The 21,648-nt window shown below is 74.7% G+C and carries 11 protein-coding genes and 1 pseudogene; all 12 read left to right on the plus strand.

Annotated elements, in window-relative coordinates; genetic code table 11:
- Positions 1 to 97: 97 nt before the first annotated feature.
- Positions 98 to 7,168 (plus strand): annotated as a pseudogene (locus ACFVU7_RS09475) (amino acid adenylation domain-containing protein); the annotation flags it as partial.
- Between the two features lie 95 nt (positions 7,169 to 7,263).
- Positions 7,264 to 8,310 carry a class I SAM-dependent methyltransferase gene (locus ACFVU7_RS09480; protein WP_049649758.1) on the plus strand — a complete coding sequence of 349 codons (1,047 nt, stop codon included), beginning with the start codon at positions 7,264 to 7,266 and terminating at the stop codon, positions 8,308 to 8,310.
- Positions 8,310 to 9,341, plus strand: a complete 1,032-nt coding sequence (locus ACFVU7_RS09485) for a histidinol-phosphate transaminase (protein WP_049649757.1) — start codon at positions 8,310 to 8,312, stop codon at positions 9,339 to 9,341. Before ACFVU7_RS09480 ends, ACFVU7_RS09485 begins: the two co-directional genes overlap by 1 nt.
- A 205-nt stretch (positions 9,342 to 9,546) precedes the next feature.
- Complete coding sequence (locus ACFVU7_RS09490; protein WP_388044803.1) at positions 9,547 to 10,836, plus strand: MFS transporter; 1,290 nt, start codon at positions 9,547 to 9,549, stop codon at positions 10,834 to 10,836.
- 88 nt (positions 10,837 to 10,924) lie between these two features.
- On the plus strand, positions 10,925 to 12,022 hold the full coding sequence (gene hppD / locus ACFVU7_RS09495) for a 4-hydroxyphenylpyruvate dioxygenase (protein ID WP_049649755.1): 1,098 nt from the start codon (positions 10,925 to 10,927) through the stop codon (positions 12,020 to 12,022).
- Positions 12,019 to 13,170 (plus strand): alpha-hydroxy acid oxidase, encoded by a 1,152-nt coding sequence (locus tag ACFVU7_RS09500; protein WP_117490519.1) that lies wholly within the window; start codon positions 12,019 to 12,021, stop codon positions 13,168 to 13,170. Before hppD ends, ACFVU7_RS09500 begins: the two co-directional genes overlap by 4 nt.
- A 65-nt stretch (positions 13,171 to 13,235) precedes the next feature.
- On the plus strand, positions 13,236 to 14,465 hold the full coding sequence (locus ACFVU7_RS09505) for a PLP-dependent aminotransferase family protein (protein ID WP_117492098.1): 1,230 nt from the start codon (positions 13,236 to 13,238) through the stop codon (positions 14,463 to 14,465).
- Positions 14,466 to 14,543: 78 nt separating this feature from the next.
- A complete protein-coding gene (locus ACFVU7_RS09510) occupies positions 14,544 to 15,182 on the plus strand; it encodes a class I SAM-dependent methyltransferase (protein WP_388044804.1) in 639 nt (212 codons plus the stop codon).
- Between the two features lie 224 nt (positions 15,183 to 15,406).
- Positions 15,407 to 18,004: a lantibiotic dehydratase gene (locus ACFVU7_RS09515; RefSeq protein ID WP_388044805.1), complete on the plus strand. Its 2,598-nt coding sequence runs from the start codon at positions 15,407 to 15,409 to the stop codon at positions 18,002 to 18,004.
- Positions 18,005 to 18,052: 48 nt separating this feature from the next.
- Entirely contained in the window at positions 18,053 to 19,423 is a 1,371-nt protein-coding gene (locus tag ACFVU7_RS09520) for a B12-binding domain-containing radical SAM protein (protein WP_388044806.1), read from the plus strand.
- A 1-nt stretch (position 19,424) separates the two neighbouring features.
- On the plus strand, positions 19,425 to 20,519 hold the full coding sequence (locus ACFVU7_RS09525) for an arginase family protein (RefSeq protein WP_074004064.1): 1,095 nt from the start codon (positions 19,425 to 19,427) through the stop codon (positions 20,517 to 20,519).
- A complete protein-coding gene (locus ACFVU7_RS09530; protein WP_388044807.1) occupies positions 20,516 to 21,568 on the plus strand; it encodes a hypothetical protein in 1,053 nt (350 codons plus the stop codon). The genes ACFVU7_RS09525 and ACFVU7_RS09530 overlap by 4 nt, the downstream gene beginning before the upstream one ends.
- The last annotated feature ends 80 nt before the right edge of the window (positions 21,569 to 21,648 follow it).

Consider the following 21,648-nt stretch of genomic DNA (forward strand, 5'->3'; position numbering starts at 1 on the left):
CGGCACGGCCCGCCCCCGCCGCACGACCGCTCCGCACCACCGGGCACCGCAGCCCCACCAGCCACAGCAGCCGTACGTCGCCAGTCGGAGGCAGACCTTGATCCCGTTGTCGTTCGCCCAGCAGCGACTCTGGTTCATCGAACAGTTCGAGGGACCGAGCTCCCTCTACAACACTCCGTTCGCCCTCCGGCTGACCGGCGGGCTCGACGCCGCCGCCCTCGAAGGCGCGCTCGGGGACGTGGTGGACCGGCACGAGGTGCTGCGCACCGTCTTCCCCACCACCGACGGCCAGCCCCACCAGCACATCCTCACCGAGGGGCGCCCGACCCTGCACCGGGTGCCGGTGGCCGACGAGGCCGAGCTGCCCGCGCTGCTGCACGAGGCCGCCGGGCAGGTCTTCGACCTCGCCGCCGACCTGCCCGTGCGGGCCTGGCTGTACGCGCTGCCCGCGCCGGACGAGCACGTCCTGCTGCTGCTCACCCACCACATCGCCAGCGACGGCTGGTCGGTCGCCCCGCTCTTCCGCGACCTCGCCGAGGCGTACCGGGCCCGGACCACCGGCACCGAGCCGCGGTGGGAGCCGCTGCCGGTGCAGTACGCCGACTACACCCTCTGGCAGCGCGAGCTGCTCGGCGAGGAGGACGACCCGGAGAGCGTCGTCTCCCTGCAACTCGCCCACTGGCGGCAGGAGCTGTCCGACCTGCCGGAGGAGCTGGCGCTCCCCTACGACCGGCCGCGCCCGGCCCGGCCGAGCCGCCGCGGCGGCGCCGCCGACTTCGAGCTGGACGCCGAACTGCACGGCGCGCTCACCGAGTTGGCCTCCGGCCGGCACGCCAGCCTGTTCATGGCGCTGCAGGCCGCGGTCGCCACCCTCTACACCCGCCTCGGCGCCGGCACCGACCTCCCGCTCGGCACCCCCGTGGCCGGCCGCACCGACGAGGCCCTGGACGACCTGGTCGGCTTCTTCGTCAACACCCTGCTGCTGCGCACCGACACCTCCGGCGACCCGAGCTTCCGCGAGCTGCTCGACCGCGTCCGGCGCGCGAACCTGGACGCCTACGACCACCAGGACATCCCCTTCGAGCGCCTGGTCGAGCACCTCAACCCCACCCGCACCCCCGCCCGCCACCCGCTCTTCCAGACCGTCGTCACGCTCAACGCGGAGCAGGCCGGCGACCTCGCCTTCGGCGCCGCGACGGGCACCCCGGTCGAGGTCGGCGAGGCCCAGGCCCAGTTCGACCTCAACTTCAACTTCGTCGAGCGGCTCGCGGCCGACGGCACCTGCCTGGGCGTGCGCGCCGCCGTCGACTACGCGGCCGACCTCTTCGACCACGCCACCGCCGTCTCCCTCGCCGAGCGGCTGGTGCGCGTCCTGCGCGCCGCCGTGGCCGCCCCGGACGCGCCGATCGGCGGCATCGAGATCCTCGCCCCGGCCGAGCGCGAGCAGCTGCTCGCCGGCTGGAACGGGCCGGCCGCGCCGGTCGCCGAGCAGAGCCTGCCCCGGCTGTTCGAGGCCCAGGCCGCCGCCACCCCCGGGGCCCTCGCCCTGGTCTCCGGCACCGAGCGGCTCGACTACGCCGAGCTGAACGACCGCGCCAACCGGCTCGCCGCCCTGCTGCTGGAGCGCGGCCTGACCACCGAGCAGCCGGTCGCGGTGCTGATGGAGCGCTCCGCCGGGCTGCTCACCGCCGTCCTCGCGATCGCCAAGGCGGGCGGCACCTACGTCCCGCTGGACGACCGCTACCCGCTGGACCGGCTCCAGCACATCCTCGCCGACACCCGCACCGCCCTGCTGCTCGTCGACCCCGCCCACCAGGGCCACCCGGTGCTCGCCACCGAGGGCTTCGCCGCCGTCGAGGTCACCGACGCGCTGCTCGCCGGGGCCCCCGCGGCGGGCGACCCGGCCGTGCCCGTCCTGCCCGGCCAACTCGTCTACGTGATGTACACCTCGGGCTCGACCGGGGTGCCCAAGGGCGTCGCCGTCACCCACCGCAACGTGGTGGACCTGCTGGGCAACCCGCACTTCCGGGCCGGCCACCACGAGCGGGTGCTGCTGCACTCGCCCACCGCCTTCGACGCCTCCACCACCGAGATCTGGGCGCCGCTGGTCACCGGCGGGGCGATCGTGCTCGCCGAGCCCGGCGAGCTGGACATCCGCCGCCTCGCCGAGACCATCACCACCCACGAGGTGACCCTGGTCCAGGCCCCGTCCGGCCTGCTGCGACTGATGGCCGACGAGGACCCGGCCGCCTTCCGCAACGTCCGCCAGGTGTGGACCGGCGGCGACGTCGTCCCGCCGGAGTCCGTCCGCCGGCTCCACCGGGCCTGCCCGGACACCTCCGTGGTCGCGGTGTACGCCCCCACCGAGACCACCGCCATCAAGACCACCTTCACCATGGCCCCGGGCGGGCTCGTCCCCGCCGTGGTGCCGATCGGGCGCCCGCTGAACAACACCGGGCTGTACGTGCTGGACACCGCGCTCCAGCCCGTCCCGGCCGGCGTGGCCGGCGAGCTGTACATCGCCGGGGCCGGCCTGGCCCGCGGCTACGTCGGCCGCCCCGGCCTGACCTCCGAGCGCTTCGTCGCCTGCCCGTTCGGCGAGCCCGGCGCCCGGATGTACCGCACCGGCGACCTGGTCCGCTGGACCGCCGACGGCGTGCTGGAATTCCTCGGCCGGGCCGACGACCAGGTGAAGATCCGCGGCTTCCGGATCGAACTCGGCGAGGTGGAGGGCGCGTTCACCGCGCTCCCGGGCGTCGGCCAGGCCTTCGCCGTGGTCCGCGAGGACCGGCCCGGCGACAAGCGCCTGGTGGTGTACGCCACCGGCGACGGCACTCCCGCCGAGCTGCGCGCCGCCGTCGCCGACAGCCTGCCCGGCTACATGCTCCCGGCCGCCGTGGTCGTCCTCGACGCCCTCCCGGTGACGGCCAACGGCAAGGTGGACCGCCGCGCCCTGCCCGCCCCCGACTGGACCGGCGGCGCCGAGGGCCGCGCCCCGCGCACCGACACCGAGCGCGCCCTGTGCGAACTCTTCGCCGACGTCCTCGGGTTGGAGCGGATCGGGATCGACGACAGCTTCTTCGACCTGGGCGGCCACTCGCTGCTCGCCACCAAGCTGGTCGGCCGCATCCGCACCGCGCTCGGCACCGAACTGCCTGTCCGCACACTGTTCGACGCCCCCAGCGTGGCCGCGCTCGCCGAGGCGCTGCCCGCCCCGGGCGCCGCCCGTCCGGCCCTGCGGCCGGTCGAGCGCCCCGACCGCGTCCCGCTCTCCCCCGCGCAGCAACGCCTCTGGTTCATCGACCAGTTCGAGGGGCCGAGCGCGCTCTACAACACCCCGTGCGCCCTCCGGCTGACCGGCCCGGTCGACGCCGCCGCCCTCCAGGCGGCCCTGGCGGACGTGCTGGAGCGCCACGAGGTGCTCCGCACCGTCTACCCGACCACCGACGGGCAGCCGCACCAGCTGCTCCTGGAGAACCCCGAACTCCCGCTGCATACCGCCTCGGTGGCCTCCGAGGAGGAGCTCGCGGCGGCCCTCGCCGAGGCCGGGTCGCAGGTCTTCGACCTCGCCCGCGACCTGCCGGTGCGCGCCACCCTGCTGTCGCTGCCGCACCAGGAGCACGTCCTGCTGGTGCTGATGCACCACATCGCCACCGACGGCTGGTCCGTGGTCCCGCTGGTGCGCGACCTCGCCGAGGCGTACCGGGCCCGCCGCACCGGCACCGCCCCCGGCTGGGAGCCGCTGCCGGTGCAGTACGCCGACTACACCCTCTGGCAGCACGAGCTGCTCGGCACCGACGAGCGGCCCAGCGCCCTGCTGACCGACCAACTCGCCTACTGGCAGCGAGCCCTGGCCGACCTCCCCGAGGAGCTGACGCTCCCCTTCGACCGGCACCGCACCGCCGCCCCGAGCCGCCTCGGCGCCGCCGTCGAGCTGCGGATGGACGCCGGACTCCACGCCTCCCTCGTCGACTTGGCGCAGCGGAGCCGGGCCAGCGTCTTCATGGTGATGCAGGCCGCGCTCGCCACCACCCTGGGCCGGATCGGCGCGGGCACCGACCTGCCGATCGGCACCGTGGTGGCCGGCCGCACCGACGAGGCGCTGGAGGACCTGGTCGGCTTCTTCGTCAACACCCTGGTGCTGCGCACCGACCTCTCCGGCGACCCGAGCTTCCGGGAGCTGGTGGAGCGCGTGCGGGTCTCCACCCTGGACGCCTTCGAGCACCAGGACGTGCCCTTCGAGCGGCTGGTCGAGCTGCTCAACCCGGTGCGCTCGACCGCCCGCCACCCGCTCTGCCAGGTGATGCTGACCTCCGGCGGCGACGCCGGGGAGATCGGCCTCGACGGCCTGCCCGGCCGGGTCGAGCAACTGGACTCCGACCTCGCCAAGTTCGACCTGACCTTCGCCTTCAGCGAGAGCTTCGACGCGGCCGGCGCGCCCGCCGGGCTGGGCCTGACGGTGGAGTACGCCGTCGACCTGTTCGACCGGGCCACCGCCGAGGCGACGGCCGCCCGCTTCGAGCGCGCCCTGCGCGCGGTGCTGGCCGACCCGGACCTCGCGGTGGGCCGGGTCGAGGTGCTGGCGCCCGAGGAGCGCGAGCAGCTGCTCACCGGCTGGAACGACACCCGGGAGGACCTCCCGCTCGGCACCTTCCCGGCGCTCTTCGAGGCCCGGGCCACCGCCCGCCCGGAGGCCGTCGCGCTCTCCTTCGGCGCCGAGCAGGTCACCTACGGCGAGCTGAACGAGCGCGCCAACCGCTTCGCCCGGCTGCTGATCGAGCACGGCGCGGGCCCCGAGCGGTTCGTCGCGATCGCCCTGGAGCGCTCGATCGAGCTGATCGTCGCCCAGCTCGCCGTGCTCAAGGCCGGCGCGGTCTTCCAGCCGCTGGACCCGCGCTACCCGGCCGACCGGATCGCCTACATGCTGGACGACGCCCGGCCCGCGCTGGTCCTCACCAGCCGGGCGCTGGCCGACGGCCTGCTCGCCGACAGCACCGTCCCGCGGCTGCTGATCGAGGACCTGGACGCCTCCGGCCACCCGGCGCACGACCTCACCGGCACCGCGATCACCCCGCACTCGGCCGCGTACGTCATCTACACCTCGGGCTCCACCGGCCGCCCCAAGGGCGTGGTTGTCACCCACACCGGCCTCGCCGCCATGGTGGAGAGCCAGCGCCGGGGCCTGGCCGTCACCCCGGACAGCCGGGTGCTGCTGTTCGCCTCGCCGTCCTTCGACGCGGCCGTCTGGGAGCTGGGCATGGCGCTGCTCACCGGCGCCCGGGCCGTCCTCGGCGACGCCGACCAGCTGCTGCCCGGCCCCTCGCTGACCGAGCTGATCGCCGAGCAGGGCGTCACCCACCTGACCCTGCCGCCGACCGCGCTGGCCGTCCTCGCCCCGGACGCGCTGCCGGAGGGCGGCACCCTGGTGGTGGCCGGCGAGGCCTGCCCGCCCGACCTGGTCGAGCACTGGTCGGCCCGGCTGCGGATGGTCAACGCCTACGGCCCGACCGAGTCCACCGTCTGCGCCAGCATGAGCGAACCGCTCGCCGGCCGGATCGCCCCGCCGATGGGCCGGCCCGTGCTGGACACCCGGCTCTACGTCCTGGACGCCGCGCTCCAGCCCGTCCCGGCCGGGGTCGAGGGCGAGCTGTACATCGCGGGCGCCGGCCTGGCCCGCGGCTACCTCAACCGGCCCGGCCAGAGCGCCGAGCGCTTCGTCGCCGACCCGTACGGCGCCCCCGGCAGCCGGATGTACCGCTCGGGCGACCTGGTCCGCCGCCAGGCCGACGGCACCCTGGAGTACCTGGGCCGCACCGACCACCAGGTGAAGATCCGCGGCTTCCGGATCGAGCCCGGCGAGATCGAGGCCGTGCTGGCCCGACACCCCTCCCTGGCCCAGGCGTTCGTGCTGGTCCGGGAGGACCGCCCGGGCGACCGCCGGCTGGTCGGCTACGCCGTCGCCCACCCCGGGCGGACGGTCGACCAGGCCGAACTGCGGGCCCACGTCGGCGCGTCCCTGCCGGACTACATGGTGCCCACGGCGGTCGTCGCCCTGGACGCCCTGCCGCTGACCGCCAACGGCAAGGTCGACCGCAAGGCCCTGCCGGCCCCCGACACCACCTGGCTCGGCTCCGGGCGGGCGCCCGCGACGCCCCAGGAGGAGCTGCTCTGCGGCCTGTTCGCCGACCTGCTCGGGCTGGAGAAGGTCGGCGTGGACGACAACTTCTTCGAGCTCGGCGGGCACTCGCTGCTGGCCAGCCGGCTGGTCGCGGGCCTGCGCGACCTGGTCGGCGAGGGCGACCGGGTCGGCGTCCGCACGCTGTTCGAGGCGCCGACCGTGGCCCGGCTGGCCGAGCGGCTCACCCGGGGTCCGGCCGCCGAGAGCTTCCCCGTCCTGCTGCCGATCCGCACCCGCGGCTCGCGCCCGCCGCTGTTCTGCGTCCACCCGGCCGCCGGCATCAGCTGGGTCTACACCGGCCTGCTGCGCCACCTCGACGCCGAGCAGCCGATCTACGGCCTCCAGGCCCCCGGCCTGGCCGACCCGGCCGCGCACCCGGCCTCGGTCGAGGAACTCGCCCGGACCTACCTCGCGCAGATCCGCGCCGTCCGCCCCGAGGGCCCGTACGCCCTGCTCGGCTGGTCGTTCGGCGGGGCCGTCGCCCACGCGATCGCCGCGCTGCTGCGCCGCCAGGGCGAGGAGGTCCGGCTGCTGGCCCTGCTGGACGCCTACCCGGGCACCGGCGAGCCGGGGCCCGAGCAGTGGCGGGACGACCCGGCGCAGCTCGCGGTGATCCTCGACTCGCTCGGCCACCCGGCCGGGGAGGTCACCGCCTGGCCCGCCGACGAGGACGGCTACGCCGCGCTCGTCCGCGACGGCGAGGGCCCGCTGGCCGGCCTCAGCGGCGCCGGGGTGGCCCGGGTGGTCTCGGTCTTCCAGGCCAACGCCGAGCTGTCCCACGAACTCCCGCTGCCCGGCTACGACGGCGACGCGGTGTTCTTCACCGCCGCCAAGGACCGGCCGGCCGACGCCCCCGACCCGGAGAGCTGGCGCCCGCACCTGGGCGGCCGGCTCGACGTCCACGAGGTGCCGAGCACCCACGGCGCGATGACGGGCACCGAGGCGCTCGCCGTCATCGGCCCGGTGCTCGCCGCCCGCCTGACCTCCTGACGCACCGACTTCAGACCCCTACCGACCGCAGGCGACCGACCTGCGCACACCACGCGGACCGCACCCGGTCCGCCCACCGAGAAACGGACACCACCATGACCACTGCGGCCATCCCCGACACCTGGCGTGGCATCACCCCGTCGCCGATCACCTCGACCGACGCCTACAACGGCTTCATCGCCGCCAACGTGATCTTCGCGCTGGACCGGATCGGCCTGCTGGAGTCGATCGGGCGCGGCGAGCCGCTCTCGGCCGCCGAGGCCACCGCCCAGGCCGGCGACACCGCCCGGACCGAGGCCGTGCTGCGCGCCGCCGCCGACTACGGCTACCTCAAGGCCGACGGCGACGCCTACCTGCCCACCGAGGCGGGCCTGGAGATCGCCGCCGCGCGCGGCTACTTCACCTGGGCCGTCGGCGGCTACCACGACGTGTTCGGCCGCGCCGGCCACCTGAGCGCCGGCACCCACCGCTACGACACGGACGTCTTCCGCGACGAGGCGATGGTCGCCCTCGGCTCCGCCCAGTGCGACCAGTCGCTGTTCGCCGCCCAGCTCACCGACGTGCTGAGCGGCATCGACTTCCGGCACATCGCCGACCTGGGCTCGGGCACCTCCGCCCGGGTGCGCCGGGTGGTCTCGCAGCGCGAGGGCTCCCGGGGCCTGGGCATCGACATCAGCCGCCCGGCCACCGACATCGCCCGCCGCGACATCGTCGAGGCCGGCATGCAGGACCGGGTCACCGCCGTCCGCGCGGACGTGCTGGGCCTGCTCGGCACCCAGATCGACAACGACGCCGAGGCCGCCGAGGTGGCCGAGGTCGACACCGTGATGAGCTTCTTCCTGCTGCACGACCTGCTGGCCGACCCGGCCACCCGCTCCTCGATCTTCACCCGGATGCGGGAGTCCTTCCCGAAGGCCCGCACCTTCGTCCTCGGCGACACCATGCTGCGCGACCCGGGCACCTCCGACGGCGCCCAGCCGGTCTTCTCGGTGGGCTTCGAGCTGGCGCACGCGATGATGGGCGTCCCGCTGCACACCAAGGCCACCTACGAGGAGCTGTTCACCGAGGCCGGCCTGCGGATCGACCGCGTCGAGGCGCTCGCCACCCCGCACTCCTGGCTCTACGTCCTCCAGGCCGACTGATGGCCGGCCCGTCGGACGCCAGGTACCTGCTGGCACAGAACGAGCACCCGTACCCGCCGCTGCCGTCGGTACTGGCGGCGCTGGCCGAGGCCAGCGCCGACCTGCACCGCTACCCGGACTTCCGTCCGGAGCGGATCGCCGGGATCGTCGCCGACTGGCAGGACGTCCCGGCCGGCCAGGTCGTGGTCGGCCACGGCTCGGCGGGCGTGGCGCTGGACCTCTTCCACGCGGTGGTCGAGCCCGGCGACAACGTGGTCCACTCGGCGCCCTGCTTCGACGCGTACCCGCTGTTCTGCGAGATCGCCCGGGCCGAGGCCCGGCCGGTCCCGCTCGGCCCCGACGCCCGGCACGACCTGGCGGCGATGGCCGAGCGGATGGACGGGCGCACCCGGATCGTCGTGCTGTGCAACCCGCACAACCCGACCGGCACGGTCTACTCCTGGGCCGAGCTGACGGAGTTCTTCCGCCGGGTGCCGGCCACCGCGCTGATCCTGCTCGACGAGGCGTACGTCGACTTCGCCCTGGGCTGGCAGGCCCCGGACGTGCCGGCCCGGATCGCCGAGTGGCCGAACCTCGTCGTGCTGCGCACCCTGTCCAAGTCGCACGGCATCGCCGCGCTGCGGATCGGCTACGCGCTGGCGGAGGAGTCCGTGGCCCAGCGGGTACGGGACCACCAGGTGCCGTACGCGGTGAACCGGCTCCAGGAGGCGGGCCTGCTCGCCGCCGTCGGCGCCGAGGACGAGATGGCGCGCCGGATCGCCGAGATCGCCGCGGAGCGGGAGCGCACCGAGGCCGAACTGCTGCGCCTCGGCTGGACGGTGGCGCCCAGCGTCACCAACTTCCTGTGGGTCGACGCCCCCGGCGACCAGCTCCCGCTGCGCGCGGAGCTGGAGCGCCTGGGCGTGGCCGTGCGCTACTACCCCGGCCAGGGCATCCGGGTCGCCATCGGCGAGAAGGACGCCAACGACGCGGTGATCGAGGGCTTCGCCGCCGTCGCCCCGCTCGCCCCGGCCCACCCGGCCACACCCTGAGCGCCCGGCGCCCGACCCGCCGACGCGCCGACCGCCCGGCGCCCTGAGCACCCCGCGTGCGTCAGGGCGCACCCCGGGCGCCCCTGCACCACCGCACTGCACAGCACCGCACCACCGCACAGCACCACCGCACCACCGAGCACCACGGCACCACCGCACACCCCTGCACACCCCGAAGCGCCGTCGGCGCAGCGAAGGAACCGCCATGCACCCGCTGTTGGTCCGCCCGGAGTTCCGGCGCTACCTGGCCGGGCAGACCCTGTCCGTCCTCGGTGACAGCGCCCTCTCCATCGCCCTCGGCATCTGGGCCAAGGTGCTGACCGGCAGCAACTCCGCCGCCGGTCTGGTGCTGTTCTGCTTCTCCGCGCCCCTGCTGCTGCTCCCGCTCGGCGGCCTGCTCGCCGACCGGGTCCGGCGCAAGCCGCTGCTGGTCGGGGTCAACCTGGCGGTGGCCCTCTCGCTGCTGCCGCTGCTGCTGGTCGACGGCCGGGACACGGTCTGGATCATCTACTGCACCGCCACGGTCTGCGGTCTGGCCGGGGCCGTCCTGGCCCCGGCGCAGAGCGCGCTGCTGCGCAGCATCCTGACGGAGCGTCAGGACTTCGGCGCGGCGGCCGGGCTGACCCAGAGCGCCCGGGCCGGCACCACGCTGGTGGCGCCGCTGCTCGGCTCGGGCCTCTACGGCTGGTTCGGCGGGCACGTGGTGGCGGTGGCCGACCTCGTCGTGCTGCTGCTGGCCGCGCTGAGCTTCCTCACCCTGCGGGTGGAGGAGGTCAAGCCGGAGCCCTCGGGCCTGCGGTGGCGCACCGAGGTGCTGGCCGGCTTCGTCCACCTGCGCGGTTCGGTCGGGCTGCGGCCGCTGGTCGCGGCCACCGCCGCCTCCGGCTTCGTGCTGAGCCTGCTGCAGCCGGTGCTGTTCGCGCTGACCCAGCACGGGCTGCACCGCTCGCCGCAGTTCCTCGGCGTGCTGGAGACCACCGAGGCCGTCGGCGCGCTGGCCGGCTCGGTGGTCGGCGGCCTGCTGATCGGCAGGCTCGGGCCGCGCCGGACGGTCATGGCGGGCTCGGCGGTGTTCGGCCTCGGGACCGTCCTGCTGCTCGCCCCGTCGCTGTACGTGGTGTCGGCCGGCCTGGTGATCGCGGGCGCGGGCATCCCGGCCGCCATGGTCGGCCTCGCCACCGCCGCCCAGGCCTCCACCCCGCCGCAGCTGATGGGGCGCGCCCAGGCGGCCGTCAACCTCTCGCTCACCGCGCCGCAGGCGCTGGCCGTCGGCGTCGGCTCCGGCCTGGTGGCCGCCCTGGACTTCCGGGTGGTGCTCGGCGTGATGGTGGTCGGCGCGCTGCTCGCGTCCGCCCACCTGATCGGCAAGCCGGAGGCCCCGACCGAGCCGCCGGAGCCCGCGGGCCCGGACGCGGACACCGACGAAGGCGACGGCGAGGGCGAGGGCGACGGCCCGGCCGAGCCCGAGGACGCCAAGGACCTCCAGCCCACCTGATCCGGCGCCGCCGCACACGTACCCGTACGCCCGCTCCACCCGATCGTCCCTCAGCACCTCCCGTCCTCCTCACGAGAGAGCTCCTCTGATGACCGACCGTTCCTCTCCCACCGTCACCCCGATCCCCGTCGAGCTGGACCACGTCGAGTTCTACGTGGCCGACCTGGGCGCCGAGACCACCCGGCTGACCACGGAGTACGGCTTCGAGCTGCTCGTCCCGCCGACCGAGCGCGGCGAGGCCGCCGAGCGCTGCCTGTCCGCGCTGGTCGGCCAGGCCTCCATCCGACTGCTGCTCACCCAGCCGCTGGCCGCCGGCCACCCGGCCACCGGCTACCTGGCCCGGCACGGCGACGGCGTCGGCGCCCTCGGCCTGCGGGTGCCGGACGCCACCGACGCGTACCGCACCCTGACCGCCCGCGGCGCCGCCGCGCTGGGCGAGCCGAAGGCCGCGGACGGCTGCGTCACCGCGGTCGTCGACGCCTTCGGCGAGGTGGTGCACACCCTGATCGAGCGCGGCCCCGAGGTCCCGGCCGGCCGCATCCCCGGCCTGCCCGACCCGGCCCCGCTGACCGGCGAGGGCCAGGTCGGCCTGCGGACCGTCGACCACTTCGCCGTCCTGGTGCCGTTCGGCGAGCTGCGCAAGACCGAGCACCGCTACCGCGAGGTCTTCGGCTTCCGGACGATCTTCGAGGAGCGGGTCGAGGTCGGCGCGCTCGGCATGGACTCGGCGGTCGTGCAGAGCGCCGACCACAGCGTCACCCTCACCCTGATCGAGCCGCTCACCGCGGACGCGGGCGGCCAGATCGCCTCCTTCCTGGCCGGCCACGGCGGCGCCGGGGTGCAGCACGTCGCCTTCGCCGCCGAGGACGCGGTGCACTCCGTCTCCACCATGGCCGAGCGCGGCGTGCCGTTCCTGCGCACCCCGCAGACCTACTACGACGCGCTGCCCGGCCGCCTGACGCCGCTGCGGCACTCCTTCGAGCAGCTGCGCGAGCTGAACCTGCTGGTCGACCAGGACCACGACGGCCAGCTGTTCCAGATCTTCACCCGCTCCCAGCACCCGCGGAACACCTTCTTCTTCGAGGTGATCGAGCGCATCCGGGCCCGCAACTTCGGCAGCAACAACATCCGCGCCCTCTACGAGGCCGTGGAGCTCCAGCGCAACGCCAGCGAAGTGGCCGGATGAGCGCGTCCGTCCGCAACGAACCACCGACCGACCCGGCCGGCGGGCGCCCGGCGCTGTCCGTCGCGGAGTACGCCGACCGGGCCCGGGCCGTGCTCGCGCCCGAGGTCTGGGAGTGGCTGGAGGGCGGTGCCGAGCGCGAGTTGACGCTCGCCGCCAACCGGGCCGCCTTCGACCGGGTGGCCCTGGTGCCCCGGGTGCTGACCGACGTCAGCACCCGGGACACCGCCGCCACCCTGGTGCGCAGCCGGGCGGCCCTGCCGGTGGCGGTGGCACCCGTCGCCTACCACCGGCTGTTCCACCCCGAGGGCGAGCTGGCCTCGGCCCGCGCCGCGGCCGCCGCGGGCGTGCCGTTCACCGTCGGCACGCTCAGCAGCGTCGGCTTCGAGGAGCTCGCGAAGACCGGCGCCACGCTCTGGTTCCAGCTGTACTGGCTGCGCGACCGCGGCCGGCTGCTCGACCTGGTCAGGGCGGCCGAGGAGGCCGGCAGCGAGGCCCTGGTGGTCACCGCCGACGTGCCGTACATGGGCCGCCGGCTGCGCGACGCCAGGAACGCCTTCGCCCTGCCGTCGGACGTCCGCGCGGCGCTGCTGGAGGGCGGCGCCGCCGGGCGGGCGCACGAGTCCACCGCCGCCGTCTCGGCGGTGGCCGCGCACACCGCCGAGCTGCTCTCCCCCGGCGTCACCTGGGCCGACCTCGAGTGGCTGCGCGGCGAGACCGACCTGCCGCTGGTGGTCAAGGGCGTGCTCGACCCGGCCGACGCCCGGCGGGCCGCCGGGATCGGCGCCGCGGCCGTGGTGGTCTCCAACCACGGCGGCCGCCAGCTCGACCGGGCCGTGCCCGCCGTGACGATGCTGCCGGAGGTCGCCGAGGCGCTGGCCGGCGAGGACTGCCAGGTGCTGCTGGACAGCGGGGTGCGCGGCGGCTCGGACGTGCTCACCGCGCTGGCCCTCGGCGCCACCGGGGTCCTGCTCGGGCGCCCGCTGATCTGGGGCCTGGCGGCCGGCGGCGAGGCGGGCTGCACCGAGGTCCTCGACCTGCTCGCCACCGAGCTGCGGCACGCGCTCGGCCTCGCGGGCTGCGCCGACCCGCGGGCCGCCGCCGAACTGCGCACCACCACCCTGCCCTGCCCCGTCTGGAGCACCCCGTGACCACCATCGCCGCACCGCACGACCTGCTGCTCGCGGGCCTGCACACCTCCCTCGCCGACCCGGCGATGACCTCGATGAACCTGCTCAACGAGATCTCCATCCGCTACCCGGAGGCGGTCTCCTTCGCGGCCGGCCGCCCGGCCGAGCAGTTCTTCGAGCTGGACGCCGTCCACCGCCACCTGGACCGCTACCTCGACCACCTGCGCACCGAGCGCGGGCTGACGGAGGAGGCGGCCCGTCGGCAGGTGCTCCAGTACGGGCGGACCAAGGGGATCATCCACGAGCTGATCGCCACCCACCTCGCCACCGACGAGGGCATCGAGGTGCCCGCCGAGTCGATCGTGGTCACGGTGGGCTGCCAGGAGGCGATGTTCCTGGTGCTGCGGGCGCTGCGCCGCGGCCCCGAGGACCTGGTGCTGGCCGTCTCCCCCACCTACGTGGGGCTGACCGGCGCGGCGCTGCTGGCCGACCTGCCGGTGCGGGCGGTCGCCGACGGCCCGGACGGCGTGGACCTCGCCGACCTGCGCCGTCAACTGGCCGCCGCCCGGGCCGAGGGGCTGCGCCCGCGGGCGCTCTACCTGGTGCCGGACGTGGCCAACCCGAGCGGGGCCAGCCTGCCGCTGGAGCTGCGCCGGGAGCTGCTGGCACTGGCCTCCGAGGAGGACTTCCTGCTGCTGGAGGACAACCCGTACTGCGTGTTCGCCGGCGAGGAGCGGCTGCCCTCGCTCAAGGCGCTGGACACCGACCGGCGGGTGGTCCACCTCGGCTCCTTCGCCAAGACGGCCCTGCCGGGCGCCCGGGTCGGGTACGTGGTGGCGGACCAGCTGGTGGCGGACGGGCAGGGCGGCACCGGGCTGTTCGCCGACCTGCTCGGCATGATCAAGAGCATGACCACGGTGAACACCTCGCCGATCGCCCAGGCCGTGATCGGCGGCGCGCTGCTGGAGCACGGCCACAGCCTGCGGGCCGCCAACACCGAGGTGGCCGCGCTCTACCGGCGCAACCTCGCGCTGGTGCTGGAGGGCCTGGCCCGGCGCTTCCCGCCCGGCTGCGGGGTGACCTGGAACGAGCCGCGCGGCGGGTTCTTCCTGGTGCTCACGGTGCCCTGCGTAGTGGACGACGCGCTGCTGGAGCGCTCCGCCTCGGAGTACGGGGTGATCTGGACACCGATGTCGCACTTCTACCCGGGGACGGGCGGGGAGCACCAACTGCGGCTCTCCGTCAGCCAGGTCGACCCGGCCACCGTCGACCGGGGGCTGGACGGGCTGGCCGCGCTGCTCGCCGCGCAGTCCTGACCGGCCCCGGAAGGGGGCGTCCCGTCCGGGGCGCCCCCTTCCGGCCCGCTCCGACCCCCACGAGGGTAGGTTTCAGGCATGCTTGACTACCTCTCACGCACCATCGCCGCCTACGAGCACAGCGCCGACAAGTACGAGTCCGCCACCAAGGGCATGGTCCCGGACGAGGAGCTCGACCTCTTCACCGGGATGCTCCCCGATCCGGCCGGGCCGGTCCTGGACGCCGGGTGCGCCTTCGGCCGCGACACGGCCCTGCTGGCGGCCAGGGGCGTGGCGGTGACCGGCGTCGACCTGAGCGAGCCCTTCGTCGTCCGGGCCCGGGAGCTCCACCCCGGCCTGGACTTCCGGCGCATGGACGTGTGCGCGCTGGACCTCCCCGACGCCTCCTTCGCGGGCGTCTGGTCCCAGGCGACGCTGCTGCACCTCAGGGACGAGCACGTGGCAGCCGCGCTGGCCGAGTTCCACCGGGTGCTGCGGCCCGGCGGGGCGCTGTTCGTCAGCTTCAAGGAGGGGGAGGGCGAGGAGGAGTTCGTCGAGTCCTTCAGCGCCGACGCCGCCCGCTTCTTCCGCTACCAGACCGCGGACCGGGTCCGCGGCCTGCTGGAGGCGGCCGGCTTCACCGGGACCGACGTCCGCGTCGTCAACGAGCGGCAGCGCTACGGCGCCGGGCACCGCGACCTCAACTGGCTGACCGTGTACGCCCGTACCGCCTCCTGAGCCGGCAGAGCCCGGCCCCCGGGCGAGCGTCACGTTCGGGTCGAAACAGGCCGTTTGCAGCCATCCCAATCGTCGGGCCCTGGAGCACCACCACGGATTTCGGCTGACGACCGGTCAATCTCGGCCGGAAATCCGTGCGTTGACCACATCGTTATTGAACGCCCCCTCGACACGTTGTTATGGTCACGAACTGTCGTGATCAAGTCAGCCACAAGGGGGCGATCATGGACGAGCCGAAGCCGCGTCCGGACGGCGCACGACCTCCGACGGGAGGCGACCGCACCCCGACCACCGGGGCGGACGGCGGCCCGGGGTGGTCCCTCGCCCCGGTCGCGATGCTGCGCCACGCGGGCTACCCGCTCTCGCTGCTGGACCGCGTCGTCGCCCCCTCGACCGCCCGGGCCGCCGACGCCGTCCTCGACCTGCGGGACGAAGCCGTCGAACTGGGGCGGCGGTTGAAGGCCGACCTGCGCGCCGAGCGGGCCGGCACCCGGGGCGACCTCGCCTCCGGCGTCGGCATGCTCCGCCCCTTCCCGCCCGCCGACCTCGCCCGGCTCGAAGCCGAACTCGGCCCGGCCGCCCTGGACTCGGCCAAGCGCTACCAGGACGCGGTGCAGGCCCTGGACGGCCACTGGGAGGCCTTCGAGCGGGAGCACGGCGCCGCCCTCGCCGACGCCCGCCGGACCGTCGTGGACCTGTTCCGCGAACCCTCCCTCCAGCAGGTCCTGCTGCTGTCCAACGACGCCCGCTTCGAGGAGTTCACCGCCTGGCTCGCCTCCGGCGGCGCCGGGTCGGACGGCCACGTCAAGCGGATGACCGACCTGCTCGCCATGTACCTCCAGCGGGTCACCACCAAGAACGAGACCCACTCGCACTTCGGCCCCCTCGCCGTCGCCCGGACCGCACCGGAGGGCGCCGCCCCCGGCGTCGGCTGGTCCACCGGCCCGCTGCGCCGGATCGCCCTGCTCAGCCACTGGGCGGGCGAGGCGATGGCCGAGGTCTTCAGCGCCCGGCCGGAGGCCTTCGAGGCGGTGCGCCCCCGGCGGCGGCCCCTCGCCTTCGCCGAGGGCCCCGTCGTCCGGCTGTACGCGTTCGAGAGCACCACCGGCATGCCGGACGGCTGGCGCTTCGTCGCGGTGAAGGCCGACACCTTCGACGCCGACCGGTCCTGGCTCTGGGAGCACTGCGACGGCGAGCGCACGGTGGCCTGGCTGCGCGCCGCCTGGGCCGACCGCCCGGACCGCCCGGCCGACCGCGACTTCGACCGGGTGCTCGCCGAACTCGTCGACCAGGACTGGCTGATCGGCCGCCGGGAGATCCCGATCGGCGCCACCGACGTGCTGCGCGAACTCGCCGGTCAGCTCGCCGACGACTCCCCCGACCTCGCCGTGGTGCGCCGCTTCCAGGACGGGCTGCGCCGCTTCGCCGAGGGCCCGACGGAGCGGCGCGCGGCCCTGCTCGGCGAACTCAAGCAGGCCTTCGAGGAGGTCACCGGCTCCGCTGCCAACCGCTCCGAGGGCCGGCACTACGCCGACCGCAGCATCCTCTACGAGGAGGCGTACAGCCCGGTCAGGGACGTCGTCCTCGGCCCCGACGTCGCCGCCCTGATCGGCCGCGAGCTGTCCGTGGTCTACGACCTGACGCTGCTCGTCCCCCGGCTGCGCGTCCGCCGCGAACTGGACATCCTGCACCGCTGGACGGCACGGCGCTTCGGCACCGGCACGCCCGTACCGCTGCCGGACTTCTACGCCGCCTTCTTCGCCGACAAGCCGCTGCTCGCCGCCGAGTGCGAGGAGGTGGACCGGGAGATCGCGGCGCTCGACCGGGAGGTCGTCGACCTGCTGCTGGACGGCGCCGAGGACGGCCGCTCCGAGAGCGTCGTCGACCGGGCCCGGCTGGAGGAGCTGCTCGCCCGCCACCCCGACACCCCGCCCGCGCTGTGCAACCCGGACGTCATGCTCGCCGCGCCGGACGCCGCCGCGATCGGCCGCGGCGACTTCCTCGCCGTCGTCGGGGACTGCCACGCCGTCCGCGAGGCGCTCACCCACTCCAGCTTCGCCTCGATGCTCCAGGCCGAGGCGCCCGAACTCCTCGACGCGGTCCACGACCGCTACCGGGGACTGCTCGACGAGGACGAGGTGCTGGTCGACCTCTCCCGCTCGCACCCCGACAAGACCGGCGCCCAACTCACCTACCCCTGCCCGGACCTGGAGGTGTACGGGCTCTCCCCGAAGGCCCGCGGCGACGTCCTCCAGCCCGGCGCGCTGTACCTGCTGGCCACCGCCGACCGGCTGGAGCTGCGCGCCCACGGCCTGGCCGGCCGGCTCAAGCTGCTCGCCCCGCTGGCGGGCGGCCCCAGCATCCGCCAGGACCCGCTCTCCCCGTTCGCCTTCCCCCGCCACTTCGGCGGCGTCGGCGTCCGCGACCGGGACCGCGACCACGTGCCCCGCATCCGCTGCGGCCGGATCGTGCTGCACCGGGAGCGCTGGCGCGTCCCCGCCGAGGCCCTGCGCGGCTGGAGCCCCGGCGTCCACCGCTCCAAGGGCGACGCCCCGGAGTTCGCCGCCGCCCGCCGGCTGCGCCGCGAACTCGGCCTGCCGCGCCGCGGCTTCCTGAAGATCCCCGGCGAGCCGAAACCGGTCTACGTCGACTGGGAATCCCCCCTCATCGTCCGGCAGGTCTTCCGGCTCGCCCGGAAGACGGCCGCCGCTCTGGAGTTCAGCGAAATGCTCCCCGCCCCGGAGCACCTCTGGCTCGACATCGACGGAGAACGTCACACCAGCGAGCTGCGCTGTGCGGTCTTCTCGCGCCGTCCCCACTGAGTGCTCCACGTCGAGGACCCCACGCCCTCACCGACCGAAGGCACCGCCATGACCAAGAGCTGCATCGTCCAGTTGCCCTTCCCCTCCAGCCACGACCCCGACCCGAACCTCGCCCGCTACTACGACGACTACGACCGGCGCTTCCGGGCCATGCTGCCCGAGTACTTCATCCCGACCGACGGCCTGTGGGAGATGCCGCTCTGGGTCGCCCACCTGACCGCCCTGCTGAACACCGCGGGCCTGGACTCCGTCTTCCGCGACCTGTCCAGGACCCCGGCCGAGCCGGAGCACTGCGCCGAGCCGCTGCTGGAGGCGACCGCCCCCGGCGACCTGGTCCTGATGTCCCCGCTCGCCCAGAACCTCCGCCTCGCGCTGGAGGTGGCCAAGCGGCTGGAGCACGCCGGCCGGCGCGTCGTCCTCGGCGGCAACATGGCCCCGCTCGCCCCCGACGGCGCCGTGCACGCCGTGCACCGCGGCCAGCTCGACGCCACCTTCGTGCGCCGGCTCGTCGAACTCGCCTCCGGGTCCGGCGGCAGCCTGGAGAAGCCGCTGCTGCCCGGGCTGGTGTCCGACCGGATCACCTGGGCACCGGACTACCGCCACCTCGGCGGCTACCAGGGCCGGGTCCCGCTGCTGCGGCTCAACGCCAGCCACGGCTGCCTGTACCAGTGCTCGTTCTGCGGCGACGCCTGGAGCAAGCAGCTCACCCTGGTCGCCAAGGACGCGCTCGCCCAGGAGGTCGACGAGCTGACCAGCCGGTTCCCCGACACCCGGCTCTTCTACATCGGCGACAAGACCTTCGGCCAGTCCCGCGAGGCCGTCGGCAACCTGCTGGACGTCTTCCGCGACCGCCCCGGCTACCGCTTCATCGTGCAGACCCACGTGATGCAGGTGAAGGAGTGGATCGTCGAGGCCATGCTCGAACTCGGCGTCGTCGCCGTGGAGCTCGGCTTCGAGTCGGCCGACTCGCAGATGCTCAAGCGCCTCAACAAGCTCTCCCGCGGCCTGGACGACTACACTTCGAAGATCCGTCAACTCAGCGACGCCGGGCTGAAGATCGTCCTCAACATGATGGGCGGCCTGGACGAGGAGACGGAGGCCGCGCACGGCCAGACCGTCAGCTGGATGCGGGAGAACGAATCGGCGCTGTGGCTCTTCAACCTCTACAACTTCGTCCCGTACCCGCTCACCCCGGACTTCCCCAGGCTGCGCGAGCGCATCTTCAACTGGGACTTCGCGGACTGGCGGGAGGACGCCCCGGTCGTCTACCGGCCCCGGCACCTGTCCCCCGAGGACAGCTGGGACCTGTTCCAGGAGAAGATCGCCGCGGCGCACGCCATCATCCGCGACCCGCTGCCCGCCGCCCCGGCCTCCGCCGCACCCGGCCTGTCCGTCACCCCCGCCGCGCAGGAGAACTGACATGACCGAGCTCCCCGACTTCGAGGCCCTCCGCACCAGCGTCAAGCCGGAGGACTTCGAGCAGGACCCGCTGCCCGGCTGGGCCGGCGTCGGCACCCTCTTCGGCGCCCCCACCACCACCGCCGACCAGGTGGACGTGGGCGAGACGGGCTGGGTGGTGTCCGGCGTGCCCTACGACGCCACCGCCAGCTCCCGGCCCGGCGCCGCCGAGGGGCCGCGGGCGGTCCGCCAGGCCAGCCTGGTCTTCTCCAGCTACCTCACCAGCCTCGGCCAGTGGCGGATGCTGGACACCCGCACCGGGCAGACCTTCCGCTACCACGCGCCCCGCGTCGCGGACGCCGGAGACCTCCACATCTACCCGACGGACACCGTCAAGACCTTCCAGGCCGTCGCCGCCGAGAGCCGCCGGCTCAGCCAGAACGCCCCGCGGCTGATCTTCCTCAACGGCGACCACTCCTGCACCTTCCCCACCTTCGCCGGCTTCCGGGCCGGCCGGCTGGACCGCGGCGCCGGCCGGGTGGGGTTCATCAACATCGACCACCACTTCGACTTCGGCAACTGGAGCACCCTGCACGGGCCGCTCTACCACGGCTCCAACTCCCGCCGGATCAGCGAGATCCCGCAGATGCGCCCGGAGGACATCGCCTTCGTCGGGGTCGGGGACGTGACCAAGTACGACCAGTTCCGCGGCCTGCTGGACAGCGGCTTCCACGTCGTCCCCGGCTCCCTGATCACCCGGGACGGCGCCGCCGCGGCCCTGCGCCCCGTCATCGAGGAACTCGGCTCGCGGTGCGACACCGTCTACGTCTCCCTCGACATCGACGTGCTCGACAGTGCCGCGGCGACCGGCACCGGGCACGTCACCATGGGCGGCATCGGCATCGGCGACCTCCTCGACGTCTACGAGGAGCTGCGGGCGCTGCCCGTCGGCGCCGTCGACATCGCCGAGATCGCGCCCCGCTACGACCCGTCCGGCGGCACGGCGCAGATCGCCGCCCGGCTGCTCTTCGAGTTCCTGTTCCGCACCGAGGTCGCCCCGGCCGAACTCGCGCCCTGGGCCCCCGGCACCCCCTCCGCACCCCTGGAGCACCGGTGAGATTCACGCCCCACGAAGCGCAGTTCGACTGTACCCCGCTGGTCTCCGGGGCCCCCGCCGAGCGCGAGCGGGCGCTGGACGCCCTCGCCGCCGGAGCCGTCGAGGTCATCCACCGGACCGGCTACGCCGTCTTCCGGATCGGCCGGCTGCGGCTCGGGGTCGAGGAGAGCCGCCGGCTGTCCACCGGCATCGTCGAGCGCGTCCGCACCGCCCTGATCGCCCGCGGCGCCCCCGCCCGGATGCGGCTGGAGGTCGACAAGGCGCAGCAGACCTACGTCCCCGAGGGCTACACCACCCGGACCCTGCTGCCCCACCACGACGGCCAGCACTGCTCGTACCTGACGCCCAGCCTCCAGGACGCCCCCGACTGGGACCCGGCCCAGCGCACCTACGGCGACTCCGGGTACACCACCACCGCCGCGCACAAGATGTACCAGGGCATCTTCCTGCCCGAGGTCGGCGAGGGGCTGAGCGTCACCACGTACTACGACTGGCTCGGCGTGATCGACGAGGTGCTGGAGCGGCGCGGCATCGACCGGGGCGACGACACCGTGGCCGGCGCGGCCCGCTGGCTCGGCGGCAACCTGCGCCGCGGCCTGGAGCGCCAGCCCGAACACGGCTGCGCCTACCCCTCGGTGGGCGCCATGCTCGGGCTGGAGGAGACGTTCTGGCACGGCCTGTCCTTCCACCACAGCGAGGCGGACCTGTCCAAGGAGGAGCGGCGGCGCTACCCCGCCGCCGTGCCGCTGGCCCGCGAGTGCGCCTGCGGCGAGTGCCGGGGCGAGGCGGCCCGGCTCTTCTGCCACCAGCTGCTCATGGCCACCGGCCTGACCTGGGCGCGGTTCCGCCGCCGCTGGGAGGTGCTCGCCCCGGGCGAGCACTGCGACCTGCTGCTCGGCCACAACCTGACCATGCTGCACGGCGGCCTGGCCGGCGGCGCGGGGCGGATCATCGAGCCGCTCTGCCTGGTCGTGGACGAGCCGTCCGGCCCCGAGTACGAGCGCTGGCTGGCCGCCTCCTGGCGGCGCACCCTGCCCGGGGCCCGCTGATGCGGAGGAGCCTGCCGGCGCGCGGGGCCCGGCCGGCGCGCGGAGCCCGGCCGGCCCGGGGATCCCGGTCGGCGCGGGGA

This window comes from Kitasatospora sp. NPDC058046, assembly GCF_042885595.1.
Classification (GTDB): domain Bacteria; phylum Actinomycetota; class Actinomycetes; order Streptomycetales; family Streptomycetaceae; genus Kitasatospora.